The organism is Flavobacterium sp. Leaf82, from assembly GCF_001422725.1.
Lineage (GTDB): Bacteria > Bacteroidota > Bacteroidia > Flavobacteriales > Flavobacteriaceae > Flavobacterium.
On record NZ_LMMA01000032.1, the window covers coordinates 121064 to 146928 of the forward strand.

General features: G+C 32.9%; 28 protein-coding genes and 2 pseudogenes. 12 read left to right on the forward strand and 18 right to left on the reverse strand.

The window, feature by feature from the left end:
• The first annotated feature begins 34 nt into the window (after window positions 1-34).
• The 4 genes from ASF10_RS14935 (at window position 35) to ASF10_RS14945 (ending at window position 3518) form a co-directional block, all read left to right on the forward strand.
• Entirely contained in the window at window positions 35-793 is a 759-nt protein-coding gene (locus ASF10_RS14935; RefSeq protein WP_056250586.1) for a family 16 glycosylhydrolase, read from the forward strand.
• A 325-nt stretch (window positions 794-1118) separates the two neighbouring features.
• The gene (locus tag ASF10_RS14940) at window positions 1119-1703 is read left to right on the forward strand and encodes an RNA polymerase sigma factor (protein ID WP_056250588.1); all 585 of its coding nucleotides are present in this window, start codon (window positions 1119-1121) and stop codon (window positions 1701-1703) included.
• A 50-nt stretch (window positions 1704-1753) separates the two neighbouring features.
• Window positions 1754-1897, forward strand: coding sequence for a hypothetical protein (locus ASF10_RS24355; RefSeq protein WP_165689754.1), 144 nt, complete (start codon window positions 1754-1756; stop codon window positions 1895-1897).
• A 556-nt stretch (window positions 1898-2453) separates the two neighbouring features.
• Window positions 2454-3518 carry a hypothetical protein gene (locus tag ASF10_RS14945; RefSeq protein WP_056250590.1) on the forward strand — a complete coding sequence of 355 codons (1065 nt, stop codon included), beginning with the start codon at window positions 2454-2456 and terminating at the stop codon, window positions 3516-3518.
• Window positions 3519-3534: 16 nt separating this feature from the next.
• Here ASF10_RS14945 and ASF10_RS14950 read toward each other — a convergent pair whose 3' ends face one another.
• Window positions 3535-4191 (reverse strand): endonuclease III domain-containing protein, encoded by a 657-nt coding sequence (locus ASF10_RS14950; RefSeq protein ID WP_056250592.1) that lies wholly within the window; start codon window positions 4189-4191, stop codon window positions 3535-3537.
• A 284-nt stretch (window positions 4192-4475) separates the two neighbouring features.
• On the opposite strand from ASF10_RS14950, the gene bcp reads away from it, so the two are divergent.
• Complete coding sequence (gene bcp, locus ASF10_RS14955) at window positions 4476-4928, forward strand: thioredoxin-dependent thiol peroxidase (protein ID WP_056250594.1); 453 nt, start codon at window positions 4476-4478, stop codon at window positions 4926-4928.
• Window positions 4929-5363: 435 nt separating this feature from the next.
• On the opposite strand, the gene ASF10_RS14960 is transcribed toward bcp, so the two are convergent.
• Window positions 5364-6824 carry a TonB-dependent receptor gene (locus ASF10_RS14960; protein ID WP_056250596.1) on the reverse strand — a complete coding sequence of 487 codons (1461 nt, stop codon included), beginning with the start codon at window positions 6822-6824 and terminating at the stop codon, window positions 5364-5366.
• 90 nt (window positions 6825-6914) lie between these two features.
• Here ASF10_RS14960 and ASF10_RS14965 point away from each other — a divergent pair, with 90 nt between their 5' ends.
• Genes ASF10_RS14965 through ASF10_RS14975 form a run of 3 tightly spaced genes read left to right on the forward strand, consistent with a single transcriptional unit; the run spans window position 6915 to window position 8670 of the window.
• Window positions 6915-7679, forward strand: a complete 765-nt coding sequence (locus ASF10_RS14965; RefSeq protein ID WP_056250598.1) for an MBL fold metallo-hydrolase — start codon at window positions 6915-6917, stop codon at window positions 7677-7679.
• A 12-nt stretch (window positions 7680-7691) separates the two neighbouring features.
• Window positions 7692-8195: a hypothetical protein gene (locus tag ASF10_RS14970; protein WP_056250600.1), complete on the forward strand. Its 504-nt coding sequence runs from the start codon at window positions 7692-7694 to the stop codon at window positions 8193-8195.
• 43 nt (window positions 8196-8238) lie between these two features.
• A complete protein-coding gene (locus tag ASF10_RS14975; protein ID WP_056250602.1) occupies window positions 8239-8670 on the forward strand; it encodes a hypothetical protein in 432 nt (143 codons plus the stop codon).
• Between the two features lie 48 nt (window positions 8671-8718).
• Here ASF10_RS14975 and ASF10_RS24360 read toward each other — a convergent pair whose 3' ends face one another.
• The 6 genes from ASF10_RS24360 to ASF10_RS15000 form a co-directional block, all read right to left on the reverse strand.
• A complete protein-coding gene (locus tag ASF10_RS24360) occupies window positions 8719-9309 on the reverse strand; it encodes a hypothetical protein (protein ID WP_198529597.1) in 591 nt (196 codons plus the stop codon).
• Window positions 9302-9442, reverse strand: a complete 141-nt coding sequence (locus ASF10_RS24250) for a hypothetical protein (protein ID WP_157849066.1) — start codon at window positions 9440-9442, stop codon at window positions 9302-9304. Before ASF10_RS24250 ends, ASF10_RS24360 begins: the two co-directional genes overlap by 8 nt.
• Before the next feature lie 66 nt (window positions 9443-9508).
• The gene (locus ASF10_RS14985; RefSeq protein ID WP_056250603.1) at window positions 9509-10153 is read right to left on the reverse strand and encodes an alpha/beta hydrolase; all 645 of its coding nucleotides are present in this window, start codon (window positions 10151-10153) and stop codon (window positions 9509-9511) included.
• Window positions 10154-10398: 245 nt separating this feature from the next.
• Window positions 10399-10725 carry a hypothetical protein gene (locus ASF10_RS14990; protein ID WP_055098245.1) on the reverse strand — a complete coding sequence of 109 codons (327 nt, stop codon included), beginning with the start codon at window positions 10723-10725 and terminating at the stop codon, window positions 10399-10401.
• A 5-nt stretch (window positions 10726-10730) separates the two neighbouring features.
• Window positions 10731-11987 carry a dihydroorotase gene (locus tag ASF10_RS14995; RefSeq protein WP_056250605.1) on the reverse strand — a complete coding sequence of 419 codons (1257 nt, stop codon included), beginning with the start codon at window positions 11985-11987 and terminating at the stop codon, window positions 10731-10733.
• A gap of 185 nt (window positions 11988-12172) precedes the next feature.
• Entirely contained in the window at window positions 12173-14101 is a 1929-nt protein-coding gene (locus tag ASF10_RS15000) for a BatA domain-containing protein (RefSeq protein ID WP_056250607.1), read from the reverse strand.
• Between the two features lie 283 nt (window positions 14102-14384).
• On the opposite strand from ASF10_RS15000, the gene ASF10_RS15005 reads away from it, so the two are divergent.
• Window positions 14385-15497: a lactonase family protein gene (locus ASF10_RS15005; RefSeq protein ID WP_056250609.1), complete on the forward strand. Its 1113-nt coding sequence runs from the start codon at window positions 14385-14387 to the stop codon at window positions 15495-15497.
• A 172-nt stretch (window positions 15498-15669) separates the two neighbouring features.
• Here ASF10_RS15005 and ASF10_RS15010 read toward each other — a convergent pair whose 3' ends face one another.
• From ASF10_RS15010 to ASF10_RS24550, 4 genes and pseudogenes are all read right to left on the reverse strand, one after another.
• Window positions 15670-17022 (reverse strand): DEAD/DEAH box helicase, encoded by a 1353-nt coding sequence (locus tag ASF10_RS15010; RefSeq protein ID WP_056250611.1) that lies wholly within the window; start codon window positions 17020-17022, stop codon window positions 15670-15672.
• A 102-nt stretch (window positions 17023-17124) separates the two neighbouring features.
• Window positions 17125-17889, reverse strand: a complete 765-nt coding sequence (locus ASF10_RS15015) for a TIGR02757 family protein (RefSeq protein ID WP_056250614.1) — start codon at window positions 17887-17889, stop codon at window positions 17125-17127.
• Between the two features lie 133 nt (window positions 17890-18022).
• A pseudogene (locus ASF10_RS24545) lies at window positions 18023-18472 on the reverse strand (ABC transporter ATP-binding protein); the annotation flags it as partial.
• 216 nt (window positions 18473-18688) lie between these two features.
• Window positions 18689-18901 (reverse strand): annotated as a pseudogene (locus ASF10_RS24550) (ATP-binding cassette domain-containing protein); the annotation flags it as partial.
• A 130-nt stretch (window positions 18902-19031) separates the two neighbouring features.
• Here ASF10_RS24550 and ASF10_RS15025 point away from each other — a divergent pair.
• Both ASF10_RS15025 and ASF10_RS15030 read left to right on the forward strand, forming a co-directional pair.
• Window positions 19032-19757 (forward strand): phosphodiester glycosidase family protein, encoded by a 726-nt coding sequence (locus tag ASF10_RS15025; RefSeq protein ID WP_241774962.1) that lies wholly within the window; start codon window positions 19032-19034, stop codon window positions 19755-19757.
• Between the two features lie 97 nt (window positions 19758-19854).
• A complete protein-coding gene (locus ASF10_RS15030) occupies window positions 19855-20157 on the forward strand; it encodes a hypothetical protein (protein WP_198529598.1) in 303 nt (100 codons plus the stop codon).
• Here the strand turns inward: ASF10_RS15030 and ASF10_RS15035 are convergent.
• The 6 genes from ASF10_RS15035 to ASF10_RS15060 form a co-directional block, all read right to left on the reverse strand.
• Window positions 20154-20456: a DUF6787 family protein gene (locus tag ASF10_RS15035; protein WP_056250620.1), complete on the reverse strand. Its 303-nt coding sequence runs from the start codon at window positions 20454-20456 to the stop codon at window positions 20154-20156. The genes ASF10_RS15030 and ASF10_RS15035 overlap by 4 nt on opposite strands.
• 32 nt (window positions 20457-20488) lie before the next feature.
• Entirely contained in the window at window positions 20489-20926 is a 438-nt protein-coding gene (locus ASF10_RS15040) for a DUF6146 family protein (protein WP_056250622.1), read from the reverse strand.
• Window positions 20927-21153: 227 nt separating this feature from the next.
• Window positions 21154-21717, reverse strand: coding sequence for a hypothetical protein (locus tag ASF10_RS15045; RefSeq protein ID WP_056250623.1), 564 nt, complete (start codon window positions 21715-21717; stop codon window positions 21154-21156).
• A 102-nt stretch (window positions 21718-21819) separates the two neighbouring features.
• Window positions 21820-22770 carry a D-2-hydroxyacid dehydrogenase gene (locus ASF10_RS15050; RefSeq protein ID WP_056250625.1) on the reverse strand — a complete coding sequence of 317 codons (951 nt, stop codon included), beginning with the start codon at window positions 22768-22770 and terminating at the stop codon, window positions 21820-21822.
• 208 nt (window positions 22771-22978) lie between these two features.
• The gene (serC, locus tag ASF10_RS15055; protein ID WP_056250627.1) at window positions 22979-24049 is read right to left on the reverse strand and encodes a 3-phosphoserine/phosphohydroxythreonine transaminase; all 1071 of its coding nucleotides are present in this window, start codon (window positions 24047-24049) and stop codon (window positions 22979-22981) included.
• A gap of 93 nt (window positions 24050-24142) precedes the next feature.
• Window positions 24143-25216, reverse strand: coding sequence for an acyl-CoA reductase (locus tag ASF10_RS15060; protein ID WP_056250628.1), 1074 nt, complete (start codon window positions 25214-25216; stop codon window positions 24143-24145).
• 160 nt (window positions 25217-25376) lie between these two features.
• On the opposite strand from ASF10_RS15060, the gene ASF10_RS15065 reads away from it, so the two are divergent.
• Entirely contained in the window at window positions 25377-25730 is a 354-nt protein-coding gene (locus ASF10_RS15065; protein WP_056250630.1) for a 4Fe-4S dicluster domain-containing protein, read from the forward strand.
• Window positions 25731-25865: the final 135 nt, after the last annotated feature.

Genomic DNA, 25865 nt, shown 5'->3' on the forward strand with positions numbered 1-25865 from the left:
ACCTTCTTGTTTTTTGTAATTTTAAAAAGAGACAATGAAAAAAATAATTGTACTTATACTGATCTCCGGTTTTTGTTATGCTCAGGGAGTAAAACGAAAACTTGTATGGGAAGAAGATTTTAATAAAAAAGAAGTCAATGAAAAAAACTGGAATTTCGAGCTGGGAGATGGTTGTCCGGATTTATGTGGTTATGGAAATAACGAAAGACAAATTTACACCAGGACAAATCATGAATTCAAAGACGGTAATTTAGTGATCGAAGCCAGAAAAGAAGGAAATAAATATACCTCTACAAAAATCACCACCAAAGGAAAAAAAGAGTTTAAATACGGTAGAATTGAAGCTAGGGCAAAATTACCCGTTGGACATGGTTTATGGCCGGCATTCTGGATGTTAGGCGCTAATATAGATGAGGTAAAATGGCCTAAAACCGGCGAAATAGATATTTTAGAATATATAGGCAGAGATCCGCATATGGTTTATACCACCTTGCACACACAAGACAGTCACGGAAATACAATAAATACAAAAAGAACTGCATTTCCTGATATTGAAGAAGGATATCATGTTTTTGCAATTGAATGGACCAAAGAAAAAATTGATTTTTATGTAGATAAATCAGTAGTTTATACCTTTAATCCGGAGGTTAAAACCGAAGATACCTGGCCCTTTGATAAACCCTTTTATATTGTCCTAAATTTGGCCATAGGGGGAAATTTTGGAGGCCCTGAAGTGGACGACAAAGCACTTCCTCAAAAATTTTATATCGATTATGTACGTGTTTATCAATAGAAAATAATACCGCAATAAAATTATATTTAAATCAGATATAAATCCATTAATTATTTAGTAATGAGTGATTTATATCTGATTTTTTTTGTTAAAATCAACCCTGATTTCCTCTGTTTTTAAAGGGATTCAGGATCAAAATTAAGTTTCTTCTGCAATAATTAACAATTTATTGTTAATTATTGTTCTTTTTATTTGCTTTTTAAAAGAAATATTTGTTAAATTTGGTCACATTATTAACATAACTCATAAAGATACGCCTATACAATAAAACTACTTTTTTATAAAATTACTCCAATTTTAAAACTGAACTAAAAAAAGTAGTATTATGGCTGATCTGCATATTCCAGACGCTCTATTAGTGAAAAATTATGTTGAAGGCAACGAGAGTGCCCTTGCAACATTAATAAAGAGACACGAGTCTAAGATATATGGATTTATATATTCTAAGATTGCTGATAGAGATATTTCAAACGATATTTTTCAAGATACTTTTATTAAAGTGATCAAAACACTTAAAAGTAATTCATATAATGAAGAAGGTAAATTTTTACCCTGGGTAATGCGTATCTCCCACAACTTGATTGTGGATCACTTTCGTAAAACCAAAAAAATGCCAATGTACAGAGAAACAGAAGAATTTTCTATCTTTTCTGTAATGTCTGATGATTCCTTAACCATAGAAAATAAAATGATTTTTGATCAGGTAGAAGTCGATTTAAAAAAGATAATCGAAGAACTTCCGGATGATCAAAAAGAAGTCTTGGTAATGCGTATGTATCAGGATATGAGCTTCAAAGAAATCTCTGAATTGACAGGTGTAAGTATCAATACCGCATTAGGCAGAATGCGTTATGCATTAATGAATTTAAGAAAAATAATTGACAAACATCAAATTATTTTAACCAACTAATACTATTTTGAATATTAGCCCGTTATACTATTATAAAACATTTTGATAGTATGGCGAAAATTTACTCTAAAAAAGCATTAGCTTCTAAAGATTTAAAACCTAAAAAAGAAGTTGTTTCTTTTTTACTTAATTATTCACAAGCCTTAACAGTTGTGAAAATTGAAGATAAAAGTTTTGAAATCATAGCTAATTAAACAGCCCACTATTATTTGTCGGATGTTTATTTCGAAAAACCAAATGGTCGTTTTGGTTTTAAAAAGCTCACTATTTGTATGCAAATACATCTAGTGAGTTTTTTTATGTAATTATCTCAAATATTTTTTTCCAGTCGCTTTAAAATTTGTAATTATTGATTTATTTTTATCCACTAAAATTGATGTTTTAGTAGTAATTTTTATACTCATCCTGTTAAAATTTTATATTTTAATCTGTTTTTGTTTATTTATTCAATAATTAGTTCTATTTTGGTTAAAAACTAATTATTTGTTCAATGAATTCATTAAATGAGGAGATTTATGTATTAAAAACCTTTCAATAAGTAATTAAAAATAATGTTTAATCTAAACCAACTAGTTTATGGAGAAAAATTACCCAACTGTGTTTTGTTTGTTGTAATGTTCTTAAGAACGATAATATCAATGAGTGATTTCATCAAAAGTCCTGACTAAAATCAGGCTTGAATCTTAATGATAAATGCCACTCATAAAAAATAACCATAAGATTTATTTTAACAACCAAAACATAACCAAAATGAAAAATAACCTTAAAATCGTACTCTTTTTGATATTGGTAAATGTTAGTGCATTTGCTCAAAAAGAAGAACTTAAAGAAGCCCAAACCAATTATTCTAAAGGGAAACTTCAGGAAGCGGCAGCTATTTTAAAGAAAATAGAATATCTCGTAATAAATGCTCCTGATGAGGTAAAAATTGACTATTTTTTTACAAAAGGAAATATTTATAAAGATTTGGCAACTAAGAATATTGATGCTGCAGCAAACTTTACTATAGCTTCAAGCGCCTTTCAGGATGTTCTTTTATACGAAAATGAGTCCCGAAATTACAAGTACGCTTTCAAGGCAAGTTCTGCTTTAAAAGAAATGAAATCGAAACTTGTCGATGGAGCTTATAAAGACTATAAAGAAGGAAAATTTAAAGAAAGTGCAGATAAAAGTTACGAGGTTTACTTGTTTGATAAAAAAGACACATTAAACCTTTACAATGCTGCAACATCCTCTTTAACAGCTAAAGATTATATTGCTTCAATCAAATATTTTGAAGAGCTTAAGAAAATAAATTATTCAGGAAAAGGAATGATTTTTTATGCAACAAACAAAAAAACGAAAGAAGAAGAAGCTTTTACTTCTATGAGTGCCAGAGAAATAAGCGTTAGAGAAGGTCTTTATGAAAAACCCAGAAATGTATTTCCGCCTTCTAAAAGAGAAGAAATTTTAACTTCATTAGGATATTCGTATTTAGAAAGAAATGATTTTTGTAATGCAGAGAAATATTATGAAGAAGGATTACAGACCAATCAAAAATGTATGGACTGCTACATCAATCTTGTATATGTAAAAATACAAGAGAAAAAACAGATAGTGGACCAAATGGCAGCATTAGGAAACAGTACCAAAGAAATGCAGGAATATGATAGGCTGGATGCTAAAAAAGATGAAATTATTAAAAGTGCAATTCCTTATCTTCAAAAAGCATTAACCATTGAACCAAAAAATGACAGTGCTTTAAAATCGCTTCTGGGCATATACAGATCGCTCAATATGACAAATGAATATAATGCGCTAAAAAGCAGCATGTAATAAAAAACAGAAGCTACTAAATCTTCTTTTTAGTAGCTTCTTCTATTAATGATTTTTTTCCAACAGTTCTGGTAATAATATCTTTCTCCAGACTCCAGCCCCTTGCAGGCGAATATTCACGACCATACCAAATAATTTGTAAATGCAGATCATTCCATAATTCTCTTGGAAAAAGTCTTTTGGCATCTTTTTCAGTCTGCATCACATTTTTTCCATTCGAAAGATTCCATCTTAACATCAATCTGTGAATATGCGTATCAACCGGAAAAGCCGGAACACCAAAAGCTTGTGACATAACCACGCTTGCCGTTTTATGACCAACAGCCGGCAAAGATTCAAGAGCCTCAAAACTCTGCGGAACCTTTCCGTCATATTTATCAATCAAAATATGCGACAAACCATGAATACCTTTCGATTTCATAGGTGATAAACCGCAAGGACGAATAATTTCCTTAATTTCCTCAACCGACATTTTAATCATATCATACGGATTATCAGCCTTTGCAAAAAGAATAGGCGTAATCTGGTTCACACGCACATCCGTACATTGCGCCGAAAGTAAAACAGCGATTAATAAGGTATAAGGATCTTTATGGTCAAGAGGTACAGGTATAGTAGGGTAGAGTTCTTTTAACGTATTTATAACAAATTGTACGCGGGCTTCTTTATTCATTTCCGTATTTTTATTGATGTAAAAATAGCATAAATTTCATGATGTGCCTAATCCAGCTTTTCGTTACAACTCCTCATTGTCAAAGTAACATTTTTAAGCATTAACAAGAGCTTCTTCCAGTCGCTTTCTTAATGCAAAAAATGTAAACTTTCACAATTCCGGGGTTTTCACTACAATCTGGGGCAAAAAAAATTATAAATTATAAATTATCAATTATGAGTTTTGAATCTATAGTCTTTGCTCTATAATCTTTATTCTAAAATCTAAAATCTAAAATAAAAAATATGACAACATTAAAAGCAGGCGATAAAGCACCAAATTTCTCCGGAACAGATCAGGACGGAAAAACGCATAAACTGGCAGATTACACCGGAAAAAAATTAGTTGTTTTCTTTTATCCAAAAGCAAGTACACCAGGATGTACAGCTGAAGCTTGTGATTTAAGAGATAATTTTGAGCGTTTTAAAGCCAATAATTATGAACTTCTGGGAGTAAGTGCCGACAGTCAGAAAGCGCAATTGAAATTTAAAGACAAATACGAATTTCCTTTCCCGTTATTAGCAGATGAAGACAAATCTGTTATCAATGCATTTGGAGTTTGGGGACCTAAAAAATTCATGGGAAAAGAATACGATGGAATCCACAGAACAACTTTCGTAATAGACGAAAACGGAATAATAGAGGAGGTAATTTCACAAGTGAAAACCAAAGAACACGCAGCTCAGATTTTGAAATAGTCTTTTTGTTTCAGATTTGAGGTTTTTTGTTTCAGGTTTCATGTTTGTTTTGTTTCAAGTTTCAGGTTTCTCCTGCAGAGCGTATTTTGTCATTTCGAAGAATGAGAAATCTTCGCAAGAAACTCGACAAAGATTGATAATTTACTTTACAGAGCTATTCGTGAAGATTTCTCCTGCAGAGCGTATTTTGTCATTTCGAAGAATGAGAAATCTTCACGAGAAACTCGACAAAGATTGGTAATTTACTTTACGGAGCTACTCGCGAAGATTTCTCATTCTTCGAAATGACAAGATTGAACAATATATAAAATACTACTAAAGAAAAACGTAGCACTCTTTGCGGTAAAAATTATACCCAGTTCAGAAATTTGAAACTTGAAACCTGAAACAAACCAAGTCAAAAACAAAAAGTCCCAATTAAGGGACTTTTTTTTGTTATGCATTTTGCTCGAGTTCTTTTTGAGGATGATATCCAAAAAGATGATGCTCTTTTATAATTTCTGCAACTCCGGACGGAAGCATTGGTTCCCAACCTGTTTTTCCCTGACTGATCATTTTCAATACTTCACGAGAGAATACATTTAAGATATCAGGATTGTAATCTACAATATCAACAACTTTTCCGTTGAATTTAAAGAATTTATATAATTCCTTCATTCTAGGATGTACTTTTAGGTTTTCAGAAGTAATAATTTCTCCATTATCACCTAGCATCGGGTATAAAAATACCTTCATGTCACGGTAGAATAATTTTCCGAAAGCTTCAAGGATTCCACCACTTAAATGACGGTAATATTTCTCATCAAAAATGTCAATTAAGTTGTTTACACCCATTGCCAGTCCCATTCTTGCTTTGGTATAATTAGCAAAGTATTCAACCACTTTATAATATTCCTGAAAATTAGAAATCATTACAGTTTGACCTAACGAACAAAGTAATTCTGCCCTGTCCATGAAATCACGCTCGTCGATTTCTCCATCAGATCGCAAATTCGAAAGTGTGATTTCAAAAACGACTAATGTATTGTCTTTTTCAACCTTGTTTTCTTCGAGAAACATCTTAAGGGATTTCTCGTACATATCAAGATTTACATTCGTAACCGGTCGAAAACTTCCTCTAAAAGCAAGAAGGTTCTTTTTGTATAAAATCGCAGCCGGTAAAACGTTTTTTCCTTCAGGATTAAACATTACCGCATCAGTCATTCCGTTTTTAACCAATTGTAAACTCATCAATCGATTATCAACATCAGCAAAACGAGGTCCTGAGAAGTTAATAGTGTCAATTTCGAGTTGGTCTTTATCTAAGTGGTCGTATAAATAACGAAGTAATCGTTTTGGATCGTTGTATTTGTAAAAAGCACCGTAAATTAAATTTACACCTAAAATCCCAAGTGTTTCTTGTTGTAGTCGGGCATCAGTTTCTTTAAAACGAATGTGCAGTATAATTTCGTTATAAGCTTCATCAGGTTCGATTTGGTATCGAATTCCAACCCAGCCGTGCCCTTTAAATTGTTTGGCAAAATCTATTGTTGCGACAGTATTGGCGTAACTAAAGAAAAGTTTTGTAGGGTGTTTCTCTCTGCTTAAACGCTCTTCGATAATCTGCCCTTCAAGAGTAAGCATTTTTTTTAAACGCTCTTCGGTTACGTAGCGGCCATCCCTTTCAATACCATAAACGGCGTCACTGAAATCTTTGTCGTAGGCAGACATTGCTTTTGCAATTGTTCCCGATGAACCTCCGGATCTGAAAAAATGCCTAACCGTCTCTTGTCCAGCACCAATTTCAGCAAATGTTCCGTAAATATTCTCGTTTAAATTAATGCGTAACGCTTTGTCTTTTATGGAAGGAATCTGTTCGATGACCTTGTCACCTTTGAGTTTTATTTCTGTACCCATTTTATTTTAAATAGATTTGTTACAAAGTTAGCAAATTAGGCTTCTAATGAAAGAGAAATAATCCTATTTTTGTAAAAAAATTAAGTTCAATTGAAGGTCTATTTTTTAGGTACTGGTACTTCTCAAGGCATTCCGATAATCGGAGTCGATCATCCCGTTTGTAAAAGCACTGATGCTAAGGACAAAAGGCTTCGCGTATCCATCTGGATTACCTGGGGCGAACATTCTTACGTTATCGATTGCGGTCCTGATTTCAGGCAGCAAATGCTTTCCTGTGGCTGCAACCATCTCGATGCCATTTTATTTACACACGAACATGCAGATCATACTGCCGGTTTAGATGACATTCGCCCGTTTAATTTCAGACAAGGCGAAATACCCGTTTACGCACACCAACGAGTAATCGATAATCTAAAACGTCGTTTTGAGTATGTTTTCGAAACCGTAAACAAATATCCCGGGGCGCCAAGCGTTAAAACAATCGAAGTTGTCAATAATAAACCTTTTGCTATTGGAGATAAAACGGCAATTCCGATAAATGTCATGCATGGCGATTTGCAGGTTTTTGGTTATCGTATAGATGACTTTGCTTACCTAACCGATGTTAAGACTATCGATGAAGTTGAGACAGAAAAACTAAAAAATCTTAAGGTTTTAGTTGTAAATGCTTTGCGTGTAGAACCACACGATACACACTTTAATTTACAGGAAGCACTGGATTTCATTGATTTGGTAAAGCCAGAAGTTGCTTATTTAACACATATCAGCCACGTTCTGGGCTTTCATGAAGAAGTACAAAAACAATTGCCGGCGAATGTTTTCCTGGCTTACGATAACTTAGAAATTACAATTTAATTATACCACAAAATGAAAAAATCCTTAATGCTTTATCTTTTTATCCTTGCAATATTAATGAATGTTTTTACTTATATGTTTTACAGCAGAGAAGTAAAATTTGGGCAAGAAAGATATGATAAAACAACTAAGAAGCTAAGAGACAGTATTAATACAGTAACTACAAAACTAACAGAAGCTGATTATTTCTCTTTAGAACATAATGAGAATGCGCAAAACTATTTTGATAATAGTGCAAGCGGAGGAAAAGTAATTTTATATGAAAAACTGATTCCTGTTGTAACTGAGAAATTATTAGATTTCAATGCAAATCCAAGTGGCAATCCTTATACGGGACAAGATAAAATAGGTCCAAATAAATTTATAATCAATAAAGCTAAAATTTTAAACCACAGATGGATCATAGCAGATTATAGTAATGGAGAATTATGGGGAGAAGTCTTGTTAAAATACTTTGTTGCTGATGATGAAAGTATTACTTTTGAAGTAATTCAAACTTGGTTGTATCAAAAATAAGGAAGTATAATCCTATTTTTTACAATCTAAATTAATAGGATTTATGAAAAAGATATTTTTACTTTCGCTCATTATTGGTGCTTCATTTTCTTGCGCTAAAAAAGTTTCAGAAGAAAACAAAACTCCAAAACAACAAGAATCAAAACCAGCAGTTATGGTAGGAGCAGATTCCGATGCTCATGGCTGCAAAGCTTCTGCAGGTTATACCTGGTCCAGCCTTAAAAAAGAATGTGTTCGTCTTTTTGAAGCCGGTACAAAATTATCACATGCCGAAGACGGAAAAACATATTCGACAGTAGCATATGTAATTTTTGACGGAAATAAAGCCGAGCTTTTTCTGGATACTCAAAAAGAGCCCATTCTTTTAGAAAGAAAATCTGAAGGGGATTCCTGGACAAAAGGTGATTATCAATTGATTCCCTGGAAAGGTTATGTTCTAAAAAAGAATGGTAAAATTATTTATACAGGACAATAGAGAGTACAGTATTCAGTCGCAGTTTTCATTTGAAGCTGCGACTTTTTATTATACCTTAAAAAAATCCTTAATCATTTTTGAACTTTCTTCAGGATTTCTTAATGAAACTGGTTCGCCATTCTCATCTATTGTAAAATGTCCTTTAAAAGCATCAGGCATTGCATTATATTGTGCATTTACCTGATTTAGAGTTTCCTTGAAACAATCGTAATTGTATTTTTCAACTAAATAGGGTAAAGAGTTTTGTCCTCTTAAAAGTTCATATTCCTGATAATTATAAGGAGTCGTTTCTTGTCTCTTAAGTAATGTAAGATTGAATTTCTGCAATAGTTTTTCTATTTCTTTTTCACTAACAAACAGAGAAAGTCCTCGAAGCGGATAAATTTTCATATCCAGATAACGCTCTTTTTTATACGCATTTTCAAAGAAAACTTTTAATTCCGGAAAATCAAAATCGTATAAAAGTCTTAATATTTTATTTCGAATATCAAGTTGCTTTGTAGCAGAATAAATCCTTGTTAAGTGAATAAAATTATCCTTATCAATATATTTCTTATCTAATGAAAATAATGCGTTTCTAAAGTCTTTATTACTATCCTTGATTTCTTCGTCAGTTAGTATGTCTGGAAATTTACTCACTTTTTTTTGCAATTAATAAATCATTCAGGTTTAATAATTCTAATTGTAATTCAGATTCAAATTTATCTCTATTTGGAGTTCCAATTTTTCCAATTACTTCATCTGTTACTTGATCTAATGTATATGTTTTCATTTATTTGAAATTAAATAAGAAAGAATTTTCTAAAAAGAACTGACAACTGCGACTGAAAACTGAATACTACCCAACCAGCCAATTCTTAAAATCAAAGAAATTTTGTGGAGCAACGCCATGACCAACAGGATATTCTTTATACGTAACCGGAATATTTAGTTTTTCGAGAATCGCAGGAGTTTTTCTTGCCCAATCAATTGGGATTACCTGATCTACAGTTCCGTGAGAAGCAAATATTTTTAAGTTTTGAAAGTCATTTTTCTCATAGCCTTCTTTGATGATTTCTTCGTTGAAATAACCGCTCATGGCAACAACTCTCTGAATTTTTTCAGGATAAGAAAGTGCTACCGAATAACTTAAAATAGAACCCTGGCTAAAACCAATCAAAGTCACATTGTTTGCGTCAATAGGATAATTAGCCACCAATTCATCTACAAAAGTTGCAATTAAATCGCGAGAAGTTTTGGCTTGTTCATTATCAGAAAATTTATTTTGGTCTGCATCAAAATTTATCGCATACCAGGCGTAAGCACCATATTGCAAATCGTAAGGCGCACGAGCAGAAATAATGTAATAATTATCAGGAAGTTCAGTAGCAAACGAAAACAAATCGGCTTCGTTACTGCCATATCCGTGTAATAAAAGCAGAACAGGATTTTTATCTAATTTAACTTTTGGTTCTTTTATTTTGTATTCTAGAGATAGATTCATTTTTTTAGTTTTCAGTCGCAGTCTCAGTTTTCAGCTGAATTACGAGTTTGTTATGTTTTACGCTTTGAGCTTTAATTAAGATGATAAAAAATCTGTTTTTATCCGCGTCTTTGCTTGCAAATCTGCGTCATCCGTGTTCGAAATTTATACGCTGATAAAACAGATTCGCTATAGCGAAAACGCTGATTTTAACGGATTTTTTTTTTTTTTTTTTGGAATTTGATATTTAAATTTTGGAATTTAATTTATCCTATTGATTTAAACCATTTTTGAAATAAATTTCCAACTAAAGGAATTGGTCTTGTTTGACCTTGAATAGCGCTAAAAATTCCATAAGTCCATAAGATAGAAATACAAATCCACATTGGGAACGTGATCATAAAACTGTCGAAATTGCTGATAATCGCTCCGAAAGAAATAAAAGCAAGCGATAATCCTAAAGCCTGACGAATATGAAATGAAGCAAAACTATTTTTATTTTCAGAGTTCATAGACATCGCGATCAAAACACCAATAATTAAAATATAACTGGTTATAGCAATTGATTTTCCCTCTTCGATTGAATTATTCATTTTAATTATTTAGATGTAACAAGTTGATTTTGATTCAAAATTCCGTAAACAGAACCTTTAATTTCTGTTCCTAAAAAAGCAGAATTTTTAGATTTCGAAAGAATATTTGCTTTCGTAAAAGTTGAAATTCCTTCCGGAGTAAAGAAAGTAAAGTTCGCTTTAGAACCTTCGGCAATTGTATTATTTTCAATTCCAAAAACAGTTTTTCCAAAAGTTAGTTTTTCAACAATAGTTTCAATTGGTAATACTGTGTGTAAAGCTCCAAAAGCACTTTCAAGACCAATTGTTCCGTTTTTTGCCGTATCAAATTCCATTTTTTTAAATTCAATATCAATTGGGTTATGATCTGATGTAATAATATCAATTGTTCCGTCTGTAACTCCGTTTAATAAAGCAAGTCTATTATTTTCAGTTCTTAATGGCGGTGTAACTTTAAAACGGGTATCAAAACCTTCTAATTTTTCATCGGTTAAAACCAAATGATGTACGGCTGCACTACAAGTAACCTGCAATCCTTTTGCTTTAGCTTCTCTTATCAATTCAACTGATTTTGCAGTAGAAATTGTCGGAATGTGAAGTTTTCCGCCAGTATATTCTAATAAGTATAGATTTCTTGCTACTTGCAATTCTTCGGCTAAATTAGGAATTCCTTTCAGTCCTAATTTTGTAGAGACGATTCCCTCATTGGCAACTCCGTTTCCTTTTATGTTCGCATCTTGCGAATACGTGATCACTAATCCGTCAAAATCCTGTACATATTGCAAAGCTATTTTTAATAGATTAGCGTTATCGATACTTTTATTATAATCCCCAAAAGCAACTGCTCCGGATTTTTTCATGTCAAATAATTCTGCCATGTCTTTTCCTTCGCTGGCTTTGGTTAATGCACCAATAGGAAAAACTTCTGTTGCAAAACCATTTGCTTTATTTTTTACAAAATTTACCTGAGACTGATTGTCAATAACAGGAAACGAGTTGGGTTGTAAAGCAATTGCCGTAAAACCACTTTTTGCAGCAACATTTAATCCATTTGCAATCGTTTCCCTATCTTCATAACCTGGTTCCCCAAGTGAAACGCTGCTATCAAACCAACCTTGCGAAAGATGTAAATTATCAAATTTTACTTCGGTTGTATCTTCGATATCAAGAATCGAAGTTCCTATTTTTTCTATTAAACCATCTGCAATTAAAAGATCAACGGTCTGATTATGAAACGGACTTTTTGAATCAATAATTTTGGCGCTTCTGATGATTATTTTCATATGTAGATAAATTTATTTTAATTGAAATGTTGTTTCTAATACTTTTGGCTACACAGTTTGTCATTTCGACGAAGGAGAAATCTTCGCAAGTAACTCCGCAATGAGAATCAAATCTTTGTCGAGCTTCTCGTGAAGATTTCTCCTTCGTCGAAATGACAAAAACTTAACGAAAGAAACGTTACGTTTTATTTCACAAACTTAATAATTGCCATTTCTAATGCTAAAAATAACAGTGCAAAGATAACAAACCATTTCCAAATTTGGCTGTCAGTTCGTTCAGTTTGTAGTGTATTAAAAATGGTCGAAATCGTGTCTGCAGTTTTAAAATCGGAAACCACATTTGTATTAACCTGACTTAAATCGCTTTCGGTTCTCTTGTAATTGAAACTTAGATTTTCAACCCATTCTTTTTTGTCAAAAACACTATAATTTCCGGCTGTTTCAGGGAAATCATTAAAGGTTAGTTTTACTTTATTATTGAGTATTTGCTGAATTGGAATAAAAGAATCTTCAGTTCCTTTTACTTCCAGAATAGCATCTTTCGTCAATAAAACATCTACAAAATAAGGTTGGTTATTGCCAATTGTCAAAGCATTCACGCCTGTCTTTTGATTGTTTTGACCCATTTTATAAAATAACGGAACAATTAAAGGCGATTGCTGAAAGTTTGAATTTACTGTATTTATTGATGCTGAAAAAACAGTAATTCCTGAAACCGGATTTTGAATCGCAGTTACAAATACACTTTGATCTTCATAAGATAAAACTGCCGGATATGGACTCGAAATATCAAATGAACTATTTGTTTTTGGATATTGAAAGTTAGTGATCTTGTTCTCAAAAACTCCCGAAAATAAAGGATGATCGAAATTTATTTTAGTAATTAACTTGTTTTTATTTTCCAGGTTTCTGAATTGAATTTTTCCAAAATTACCCAGAAAAGAATTTAGATTCGAAATTGAACTTTTTTCAGACGGAATTACAACTAAATTCCCTCCTTTAGAGACAAATGCTTTTAAAGTAGTTTGTAGAGCTTGCGGAACTTCTGTTAATTCATTTAAAATAATCGTATTTTGTTTGTCTAAACTATTGTAATCTAAGCTGCTAATCGAATAATTGTTGTAATTAAATTCTGCCGAAGTATAAATCCTCGATAAGAAATTACTCTTTTCAGGTTCGCCAATACTAATAACATTGGTTTTTTTATTTTTAGAAATACTAAAATAAAGTTTGTTATCGTAAGTAAGTCCATTGTCTTCAATCGTTACATATCCATGAAAAGCTTCTTTTGGAATCGTAAAATTGATTTTCTTTTTCTTAGTGTCAAAATTGATAATCGTTTTGGCAATCAGTTTGTTTTGATTGTATAATGCCATCGAAACAGGTTTGAAATCTTCTCCGTAAGCAGATAAATTTACCGTTAATTCGTAGAAATTTTCTAAAGTCTGATTGATAAAAACGCTGTCGATTGCGATATTATTTTTTTGCTCGGCTTCCGGAATAATGAAATAAGGTTTTTCTTCAGTATCGATGTTTTTTATGTCTTTTTCAGCTAAACCAACCGCATCGGTAATAATGACAATATCTTTTTTATGCGCTGATTTATGGGCTTTTATTTTTGCCATTATAGCCGAAAGCTCAAAAGGAGTGGCGCTGTATTTTAGATTCTGCAAAGCACCTTTGGATGATTTTATATCTGTGTTCCAAAGATTTTCAGTGTTTGTCAATAACGAAAACTGAGCTGTTTCCGGCGTATTTTCTAATAATTCCTGAACAGCACGTTTTAGTAATTCACCTTTTTTTCCTTTGGCTTGCATACTAAAAGAATTATCCAGTATAATATACATTTCATTACCCGCATTTTTGCTGTCTTTAGCTTCAAAAAAAGGCTGGGCAAAAGCAAGAATAATACAGGTTAATAATAGTAAACGAGTGGCTAATAAAAGTCTTTTTTTAATTTTTGAACTTTTACGAGTCTGTATAGAAAGTTCTTTTAAGAAACGAACATTAGTAAAATAAGAAGTTTTAAAACGTCGTAATTGAAATAAGTGAACCAAAATTGGAACAATCAATAAAAACAGAAAGTATAGAATTTCGGGATGTTTAAAATGCATTCTGGCTTAGATTTACTTCACTACGTTTTGTAGATGCTGGTCAAAAATACAAATTTTTAGTCAAACCATATAGGTATATTTGGTAAACCATATAAGTAATGTAAGTTCCTTTAATTTTTGCCAAATCAAGTCTTGCTTATAATTTCTTATATCACTTATAGGGTTTAAAAAAGTTAACAGCGAGTTTGAAAAATGTAACTTTTGTAATTTTATTTGTAACAAAAAAGAAACGTCCAAAAGATATTAATGAGTATTTTAGCATATTCAAAAAACAATTAAAAATATGAGGAGATTATATATTATGCTTTTTTCAGCTTTGGCTTTGCAAACAATACAAGCACAAAATAAATTTAATTTATTAGTAGGAACCTATACTAATACTTGTGATAGTAAAGGAATATATGTGTATGATTTTGATGCAGTTTCCGGTGATTTTAAATTAAAAAATTCTTCTGAGAATGTGATAAGTCCGAGTTATTTATCAGTTTCTGCAAATAATAAATTTATTTATGCGGTAAACGAAAACGGAACAGAAAGTGCTGTAAGCGCATTTACTTACGATTCTAAGACTGGTAAACTTAAGTTATTAAATACGAATTCTTCTTTAGGAGCTGATCCGTGTCATTTGATAAACGATGATAAAAATGTGATTGTTGCCAATTACTCCGGCGGAAGTATTGCTGTATTTAAGAAAAATGCAGACGGAAGCATAACTGAAGGTCAGCAATTGCTTCAGCATGAAGGAAAAGGACCAAATGCTGCACGTCAGGAAAAAGCGCATGTACATCAGGTAGTTTTTTCTCCGGACAAAAAGTTTGTATTGTCAAATGATCTGGGGCAGGACAAGGTTTTTATTTATAAATACAATGCGGGAGCAGCACATGAAATTCTTACGCTAAAAGGAACTGTTGCTGTAAAAGCTGGAAGTGGTCCAAGACATTTAGCATTTAGTAAAGATGGTAAATTCGTGTATTTAGTTCAGGAATTAGACGGTACATTGACAACTTTTACCTACGATAAAACCGGAAATTTAAAACTATTAAAAGAAACCAATATAATTCCAAAGGATTTTAAAGGAGCAAATAGTTCTGCAGCTATAAAAATTTCGCCTGACGGAAACTTTCTCTACGTTTCAGATCGTGGTGATGTAAACGCTATTACGGTGTATCAAATCCTGAAAGACGGAAGTATTAAATTTGTAGAACAGCAAAGCACTTTAGGAAAAGGCCCAAGAGATTTTGTAATTGACCCAACAGGAAATTACCTTTTGGTTGGACATCAATATACAAACGATATCATTATTTTTAAAAGAGATAAAGCTACCGGAAAACTTAAAAACACAGGCAAAAAGATTGAATTGTGTTCACCGGTTGGTTTGATTTTTACTAAGATATAATTTAGAAAAGGTATTGAGAATCTAAGTTGCTAAGGTACTGATTTTAAAATAAAAAAGGCTCAAAGATAGTAAGCAAGTTTAATACTTGAATAATTATCTTTGAGCCTTTTTTTATAAGATTTAGACAAGAAGCTTAGTACCTTAGCAACTTAGAGCCTTAGAACCTAAAGAGCTATTTATTTTTATCTTTTCTTTTCTTATCTCTCGTTTTTAACATATTTCGATTGACAGATCCGTGGGTTTTCTTTTTTGTTTTAGAAGGTCCTCCAAGGTTGACTTTTTTATTCTTTTTATCTTTTTCATGAAAAGCACCGTCACCACTTAGTTTTTGTTTTTTCATTAAAAACTTAATTGGTTGTTTGTCTTTTTCAGGTTCAATTAGTTTAGATGAAATTTCGACTTCTTCAGGAAAATCTGCGATTGCAAGTTCCTGATTCATCAATACTTCAACTTCAACTTTAAACTCTTCTTCACGAGGTGTGATAAAACTAATTGCAGTTCCTGTTGCATCTGCACGACCTGTACGACCAATTCTGTGCATGTATAGTTCAGGAAATTCAGGAAGTTCAAAGTTTATAACATGAGAGATATTCGATATATCTAAACCTCTCGCCATAATATCTGTAGTGATTAATCCGCGTAGATTTCCTTCCTGGAATTCTGCCATCGTACTCAAACGGTAATTTTGAGATTTATTCGAGTGAATTACTCCAAACTGTCCTTCAAAATCTTCTTCAATTCGGGTATGAAGCATGTCTGAAATCTTTTTATTATTCACAAAAACCAAAACACGTTCCATGCTTTCGTTTGTTTCTAATAAATGTTTTAACAGATTTACTTTTGTATTAAAGTTAGGAACATTATAAGTTACCTGAGTAATATTCTCAAGCGGAGTTCCTGACGCTGCAAGTGTAACTTCTTCCGGAAAATCAAAAAAGTCATTCAAAACTGCATCCACTTCATCTGTCATCGTTGCAGAGAAAAGAATGTTTTGACGTTTGGTTTTCATCATCGCCAAAAGAGCGGTTAATTGTGTACGGAAACCTAAATTTAGCATTTCATCAAACTCATCGATTACTAATTTTTGAGTTTCATCAAAACGAATTACCGCGTCAAGCGCTAAATCCATTGTACGTCCTGGTGTTCCTACTAAAATATCGACACCTTCGTAAACAGCTTTTTTTTGTGTATTGATATTTACCCCACCAAAAATACCAAGTGTTTTAACCGACATATATTTGGTTAATTTCTCGACTTCTTCTACAACCTGAACTACTAATTCACGAGTAGGAACCAGAATTACAATCTTGGGCGTATTGGTTGGTGTAAATTTGTATAATTTTAAAAGAGGCAATAAGTAAGCAAATGTTTTACCGGTACCGGTTTGCGCAATTCCCATCATATCGCGTCCAGACATAATCACAGCAAAGGATTTTTCCTGAATAGGGGTAGGCGTAACAAAGCCTAACTCATCGATTGCTTTTTGTACTGATTTTGGAAGATTGAATTTTTCGAAAGTGCTCATTTACATTAAATTTTGTGCAAATGTACGTTAAATTCATGGTTAGATCACTAGATTTTTATAATCATCTCAATCTGTAGTGGTCTAATCGATTGTTTTTCAGTATTAAAAGCCTTCGAAAACCCCAAGTCCAAAAAGGGCAAAATCATATTTTACAGGATCTGTTGCGTCCATTTTTCTGAGTTTTAAGTCTAATTCAGTCAATGCTTTTCCGTCGTTTTGTTTACGGGTTAGAATCCCTAATTTGCGGGCGACATTGCCGGAATGCACATCAAGCGGACAGGATAATAAAGCTGGAGAAATGGTTTTCCAAATTCCTAAATCGACACCTTTTGTATCCTGACGAACCATCCAGCGCAAATACATGTTGATTCTTTTTGCTGCTGAATTATTCAAAGGATCCGAAATATGTTTTTGAGTTCGGGGTAAATGATCGATTTCGAAGAATATTTTTTTGAATTCGTGAATGCTTTTTTGCAAACCGTCTTTTTCCTGATGTTTGGCAAAAACACTTTCTAGTCCGCCATGGTTTTTATAAATGTGCTGTAAACCTTTTATGAATCCCCCAAAATCCTTTCCGTTAAACGTTCTGTGTACAAAATTTTCAAGACGAACCAAATCGTCCTCAGAATGTGACATAACAAAATCATAAGGCGTGTTGCCCATTAATTCCATCATTTGATGCGAATTTTTGATAATCATTTTACGATTTCCCCACGCAATTGTGGCGCTCAGGAAACCTGCGATCTCAACATCTTCTTTTTGAGAAAATAAATGCGGAATCTGTACGGGATCACTTTCGATAAAATCCTGATTATTATATTGAATGACTTTTTCGTCTAGAAATTCTTTGAGTTCTTTTTGGGTCATGATTGAAATGAAAGTTCTTGTTATTCTGATGCCTTAGCCCTGATGGAAGTGGCATCGCCCGATTTAGAAAAACAAGGCTTTTTAGCCGTAGTTTTTGTTTATCGGGAATAAAGCGGACAGCAGGAAAAAGCTCCTAATTACTAATTAAACCATCAACCATTACTAATTTTCTGTCTGCCATATTTGCCAGTTCTTCGTTGTGGGTTACGATAACGAAGGTTTGTCCAAATTCGTCGCGGAGTTTGAAAAATAACTGATGTAAATTTTCGGCAGAATGAGTGTCCAGATTTCCGGAAGGTTCATCGGCAAAAATAACATCGGGTTTATTGATTAATGCTCTTGCAACGGCAACTCTTTGCTGTTCTCCTCCTGAAAGTTCGTTTGGTTTATGATTTATTCTGTGTGATAAACCTAAATATTCTAAGATTTTTTTAGCTTCTTTTTCAGTTTCTGCTTTTGGCTTATTCGCCATAAAAGCAGGAATACAAACATTCTCCAAGGCAGTAAATTCCGGTAATAATTGATGAAACTGGAATATAAAACCAAGGTTTAAATTTCTGAAATTAGATAATGTCTTGTCTTGTTTGCTTTTCTTTTTAAAATAACGATTAAAATAAGTTGCTACTGCTAAAAGTGGCAGAACTAAAATAGTCGCAATAACATATCTTGTTATGTCATCAAGAATTGTATGTTTAAAGAGAAACACAAAAACAAGTAGACATATAAGGTAAATACCAGCTGTCCAGGAGATAATTTTAAAAGTTTTTTCCTGTTTCGAATTGTCATTTTCCACATCCTGTAATTTCAATACATTTTCTCCGTTAATAGTAAGAGAGGATTCTGTATTTATTTCAGGTTTGTCAAGCGTTCCCAGAATTTGTAAAAGTGTAGTTTTTCCGGCACCGGAAGCACCAACGATCGAAACAATTTCTCCTTTTTTGATATGCAAATCGACTCCTTTCAGAACCTCTAATTTATCGTAAAACTTATGTATATTTTTTGCGTGTATCATTTTGAAACTGTTTCTACAAAGAAACAAAGATTCTGCCGATATAAAAATGTGTTGTAACAGAATTTTAAGAAGAAAGCTATTTAAACAGGTAAAGCAATTTTATTTTACATTTAGCATAAAATATTTTAAGATGATGAAAGTAAAAATCGGATTAATAGTTTTGATAATTGCACTTGCAGGCGTATTTGTAAGTGCAAAAATAGCTGTTGATGATCAATTTCTGGTTTATAAAGTTGATCTTAAAAAACAAGATTTAAAACTATATTGGAAAAATAAGAAGAATGAGAATTTTGGAAGTATCCAAAACTTAAAATTATGGACAGAACAAAATAATCTGGTTCTTGAATTTGCAATGAATGCCGGAATGTATAAAAAGGACAATTCGCCTCAGGGACTTTACATCGAAAAAAACAAAGTTTTAGCACCTCTGGATACAACACAATCGTCGGGCAATTTCTATTTAAAACCCAATGGTGTTTTTTATCTCACTTTAAAACGAAATGCTGTAATTTGTAAAACAGAAGATTTTCGTAATAATGGACAAATAGAGTATGCTACTCAATCCGGTCCAATGTTGGTTATTGACGGACAAATTCATCCGGAGTTTAAAAAGGGATCTGCTAATTTAAATATTCGAAACGGAGTTGGAATTTTGCCTGATGGAAAAGTAATCTTTGTATTGTCGAAAAAAGAGATTAATTTTTATGATTTTGCCTATTATTTTAAAAGTTTAGGGTGTAAAAATGCTTTGTACCTGGATGGTTTTGTATCACGTGCTTATATTCCGTCAGAAAACTGGATTCAGACAGATGGAAATTTTGGTGTGCTATTTGCTATTACAAAAAAAAAGAAATGAGTAAAGAGTTTATTATATGGGAATTAAGAAATAAAATTATGCTAATCAGTAAGTTGAGTTTTATGATTTCTTTATAAATTCGAATAATCTAAATAATATGAAAATGCAGGAAATAAATATAGCAAGCGAAGACAGAATGAGAAAACTTCTTTTAGGAGTTCTCTTAGATGCAATTGGAATGATCTCTTTTACGATTCCGCTTTTGGGAGAATTCTCAGATGTTATCTGGGCGCCAATTGCAGCTTTTATTATGACGAGAATGTATAAGGGCAGAGTTGGAAAAGTGGCGAGTATTTTGACATTTGTAGAAGAAGCATTGCCTTTTACAGATGTAATACCATCATTTACGCTTACGTGGATTTACACGTATTATTTTTCGAAAAATAATAATGATGCTTAATCTTTGAATAAAAAACCAAGTCCCATGTTTTTGAGCATTTTCTTTTCGAAATTCCAGAAAAAGCGGAATTGCCCAAAAATGGTTCCAATAGCAACGAGTAAAACCTGATAAATAGGGAAAATAATCAATAAACGGATTAGAGTAAACCATCCGCCAAAATCTTCTTTGGTAATGCCTAATAGTACGCAAAATGGTTTAGACAACCATGCAGATGCCGATCCTGTGATGGCAAAAACAATAAATATAATTACGGCTTGTAGATTTGAGGTAATTCCCCAGCGTTTTTTTAATCTATTCATTTTTATATGCAATGATTACAAATATAAGAACATTATCTTATAGGAACATACCCGCCGAGCTTTTGTTTGTATGTATTTTGAAAATAAATCATATAATTATAAATTAAGTAATTTACTTCGTATCCATAATGAATATTTGGTCTGTAATCAATTGTCATTTCGTATAAATTGGGGTTGTAGCGCTGTGGTTGTAAAACCCGGTTATTCCATTCAGTTACATACAAATAGTTCTTGTTTTCAAGATAAGAAAGGGAATGATAATTTCGCGGAAGCGCCATTGATGCCAACCAGTTACTAAAACCATTGTCTATAATGATAACTTCATATTCAAGCGAGTCATTTGCAATTCGAACGGTATCATTTACAGAATTTGATTTAGGTGCAGAATTTGTGGCAACCGCATTTTTAGAAGCCGTAGAACATGCAATAATCAAAAACAAAAGGACTAATGTGTAAAGAATTTTTTTCATGACTTTTAGTTTCAAACTTAAAATTACAAATTATTCAATTATGAATTTTGTTATTTAACAGTTTGTAAAGAAGGCTCTAAGTTACTAAGGTTCTGAGTCACTAAGTATTTGTGAAATTTTCTAAAAAGAAAAAGCTGTTTTGCATTTTCGCAAAACAGCTTTAAATTTATCTTCTTCGGGAATACTTTGTTCCTTTGATTCTGTGAACCTTTGAGCCTAAAAAAAAGCTATTTACTCCCAAATAATTTACCAATAAATCCGGCAATTCCGCCTTTGGTTTTTGTGACTACAAGAACATCTGCTACATCTACTTTTCCATCGTTGTTTTGGTCTAAGCCAAATTGCATTCCGTATTTATTAATCGTTTCCATAATGCCCGAAGCTTGTCCGCTGTTGCCTGTAAGAGAACTGATAATATCAGAAATCTGAAAACTACTGTCATTAGGATCTTTTGCTTTATTGACTAAAGAGCTTAATATTTGCGGAATCATACTTGCTGCCACGCCTGAAGAAGCATCAGTGCTTAATCCAAATTTCTCACCAAGGCTTCCTGACAACTGTTGTGTTATTTGTTGTACAACAGGGTTAGAACTATCAATAGCCGACTTGCCACTAAATAAGCTGGCCAGTTGCTCGCCGCCGCCTTCTGAAGCAATTTTTTGCAATCCTGCAAATATCGAAGTACTTGTTTCAGTTATTACGGCTTCATTATGCTCATTTGGCACAGCAGTATTGTTTACAACAGCGTTGCCTCCGTATTGCTGTACTAATTGGGTTAATTGTTCAAACATGATTTTTTAGATTTAGATTAAACGACAAATTTAAATAAAAAGAAAGGGATTTACTACAAAATTGTAATAAATCCCTTTAAAGTTAATCTATTTTTTAATTGCCTAGCTCAACAAAGTAATAATTTGTGAAGCTAATTCAGTTCCAATTCTGTCTTGTGCTTCTCCAGTTGCAGCTCCAATGTGCGGAGTCAATGAAATTTTCGTATGCATTAAGATTGCCATTTCTGGTTTTGGCTCGCTTTCAAAAACGTCTAAACCTGCAAAAGCAACTTTTCCAGAGTCTAAAGCTTTTACTAAAGCTACCTCATCAATTACTCCACCACGAGCGCAATTTACGATTCCAACACCATCTTTCATGATCGCCAGTTCTTTTTCTCCAATGATGTAACCATCCTGAGCAGGAACGTGCAAGGTGATGAAATCAGCTTCTTTAAATAAAGATTCTAATGATTGTGAAACAATTGTTGTAGTAATAGACTGACCGTCAAAAAACTCTACTTTAATATCTACCGTAGGGATAAAACTATCTGCAGCGATAACTTTCATACCTAAACCAAGAGCCATTTTTGCAGTAGCTTGTCCAATACGTCCAATACCAACAATACCCAGAGTTTTCCCTCTTAATTCAACACCATTTGCGTATGCTTTTTTCAAACCGTCAAAGTTTGAATCTCCTTCAAGAGGCATATTTCTATTAGAATCGTGCAAGAAACGAACACCAGAAAATAAGTGTCCAAAAACCAATTCAGCAACAGATTCTGATGATGAAGCCGGTGTATTAATTACATGAATTCCTTTGCTTTTTGCATATTCAACATCGATATTATCCATACCAACACCACCACGACCAATAATTTTAAGTCCAGGACAAGCGTCGATAATATCTTTACGAACTTTAGTTGCACTACGCACTAAAACAACGTCTACATTATTTTCGTTTACAAAATTAGCTACTTGTTCCTGAGCTACTTTTGTAGTTATAACTTCAAATCCACCTTTTTCTAAGGCAAGAATTCCACTTTTAGAAATTCCGTCATTTGCTAATACTTTCATTGTGTGTTTATGTCTTTGCGAGGAACGAAGCAATCTTATCCTCAATATTAATTTTTTCTTTTTGATTTAGGAGCTAATCCCGCTCCCGAAGCCTCGGGACGTTCCAATCGTTTATTTACTCAGTCTCAGTTTTCAGTCTCAGTTTTTCAGTCTCAGTTTGCTGAAAACTGAAAACTGAGACTGAGACTGAAAACTGAAAACTAAAAAACTAAACTTTAGACTCCAATGCTTTCATTACATCAACCAATACCTGAACACTTTCGATAGGCATAGCGTTGTAAATAGAAGCTCTGTAACCACCTACAGAACGGTGTCCCGGCAATCCTGAAATTCCGGCTGCTTTCCATAAAGCATCGAATGTTTCAGTATGATCTGCATTGTTTAATAAGAAAGTAACATTCATTTTAGAACGATCTTCTACCGCTGCAGCACCTTTAAATAATGGGTTTCTGTCGATTTCAGCATAAAGTAAATCAGCTTTTGCGTCGTTTAGTTTTTCAACAGCAGCAACTCCGCCTTTTTCTTTAATCCATTGTAAAGTCAATAATGAAACGTAAACAGCAAAAACAGGAGGAGTATTGTACATACTTTCTGCTTTAATATGTTTTGCGTAGTCTAACATACTTGGGATAGTTCTTCCGCTTTTTTCTAGGATTTCTTCTTTAACAACTACCAAAGTAGTTCCTGCAGGACCCATATTTTTTTGAGCTCCGGCGTAGATTAAATCAAATTTAGAAAAATCTAAATCTCTCGAAAAAATATCAGAACTCATATCGCAAACAACAGGAACGTTTGTTGTTGGGAAATCTTTCATTTGAGTTCCAAAAATGGTATTATTACTCGTGCAGTGAAAATAATCTGCATCAGTTGGTATTGTATATCCTTTTGGAATATGATTGTAGTTTTCTTCTTTTGAAGAAGCTACAACAATAGTTTCTCCAAAATATTTTGCTTCTTTTATTGCAGCAGTTGCCCAGGTTCCGGAATCTAAATATGCAGCTTTTCCGTTTTCTTTCATAAGGTTGTAAGGCGCCATTAAGAAAGCGGTACTTGCACCACCTTGTAAAAATAATGCCTGATATCCTTTTCCCGTAAGTCCTAGTAATTCCAGAGCAAGGGAACGAGCTTCATCCATAACGGCAACGAAATCTTTGCTTCGGTGCGAGATTTCCAGAATAGAAAGTCCTGAATCATTAAAATTTAATATAGCTTTTGATGCTTTTTCAAAAACCTCTTGAGGTAAGATACTTGGTCCTGCGCTGTAGTTGTGTTTTTTCATGGTTGTTGTTAAAAGTCGAAAATTTTAAAGAGGCAAATTTCGGCAATAGGAGCTGAAAAAGCGATAAATTATTCGAAATAATTAAACATATTTTTACTTTGTTGTTAACAAAAACGTTATAGTATTTACGTTATCTGCATAATCCCACAATTGAGGATTTTGGGTTTGCCCGAATGCAATACTGTTTTGAACTAAATCATTGCTTACGATGCACTGAATTTGTTCAGTCTCAGCTTCAAGACGCGTTTGTAAATCTTCGATATTTTCATAAAATTCATAAAAAACACTCGAAATAGGAGAGGCATAGCTTGAATCTTCTTTTAAAGTCAAAAAGCCATTGTCTAATAATTTGAAGTTGCTCATTAAAAATACGGCTTTGTTGTAGTCGTAATTATTAGCATATTTCTCGTAATGAATAACATCCTGATATTTAAAAATTGCTTCAAAAAATGCTACAAAAGAATAGTCTTTCGGGACAAAAAGTTTAGAAACATTTCGGCATCCTAAACCAAAATATCTAAAAATATCCTCGCCTAAATTTTCCAGATCTTCTTTCGTTTCTTTTCCGTTTAAAACAGCAACTGAGTTTCTGTTTTTACGAATGATTGAAGGTTTATCTTTAAAATAATATTCAAAATAACGCGCAGTATTATTGCTTCCGGTAGCGATTACGGTATCAAAGTTTTCCAGTTTACCTTCGACGAAAGTAATCTTGTCCTTTAATGATTCATCAATAAAAATTAAATATTTAGCTAAAAACGGCAATAGATGCTGATCGTTTGATGATGTTTTTATTAAGGCGCTGTTTCCTGTAATTAACACGGATAAAAAGTCGTGAAAACCAACTAACGGAATATTTCCAGCAAGAATTAAGGCAACGTTCTTTTGAGTTTTGTCATTCTGATCCAGATCAGATGAATATTCAGAAAGCCATTTGTCTATGTTTTCTTCTGTCAGGGCATCTGCCCATGATTTTATTGCAAAATACACTTGTTCAGGTGTATACCATCCGTTGTGTGATTGCGAAAGATGTATCAATTTTATAAAATCATCAAAAAACAAGTCATTGCCTAATACGGACTGATTTTGTGTGTTATCTGTTTCAGAAAACTGATTTAGAAATTTGCCTAATTCAACAAAAACACTTTTTTTTGTTTCTAATGTCATAATGTTTGCTTATGAATTGTTTTGATTGTAATTTTGCACAAAAATAAGGATAAATAAGTCGAAAGTCAAAAGTCATCAGGTCAAAAGCCAAGAATGTCTTTTTTATATTTTTTTTGACTTTGATAACTTTAAGACTTTTAACTCTAAGACGTATAAAACAATGGCAATAATTATAACTGACGAATGCATAAACTGTGGAGCTTGTGAACCAGAGTGCCCAAATACAGCAATTTATGAAGGCGCTGATGATTGGAGATATAAAGACGGAACGAGTCTTTCAGGAAAAGTAATTTTACCGGACGGAACTGAGGTTGATGCAGATGATGCTCAAACACCAATTTCTGACGAAGTATATTATATCGTTCCGGGAAAATGTACAGAGTGTAAAGGTTTTCATGATGAGCCTCAATGTGCTGCTGTATGTCCGGTTGATTGTTGTGTGCCGGACGATAATCATGTAGAAGATGAAGAAACCTTGTTGAACAGACAAGCTTTTTTACATGGTGACGAATAAGATCTAAAAACAAATTTTATATAGAAATCCTGAGTGTTTACTCAGGATTTTTTTTTGCATTTTCCTTGATTGATAAAAGCTAGTTTGCTGGTTTTTAATGTTTTGTTTTTGATGTGTTAGTTTATTAATAAAAAT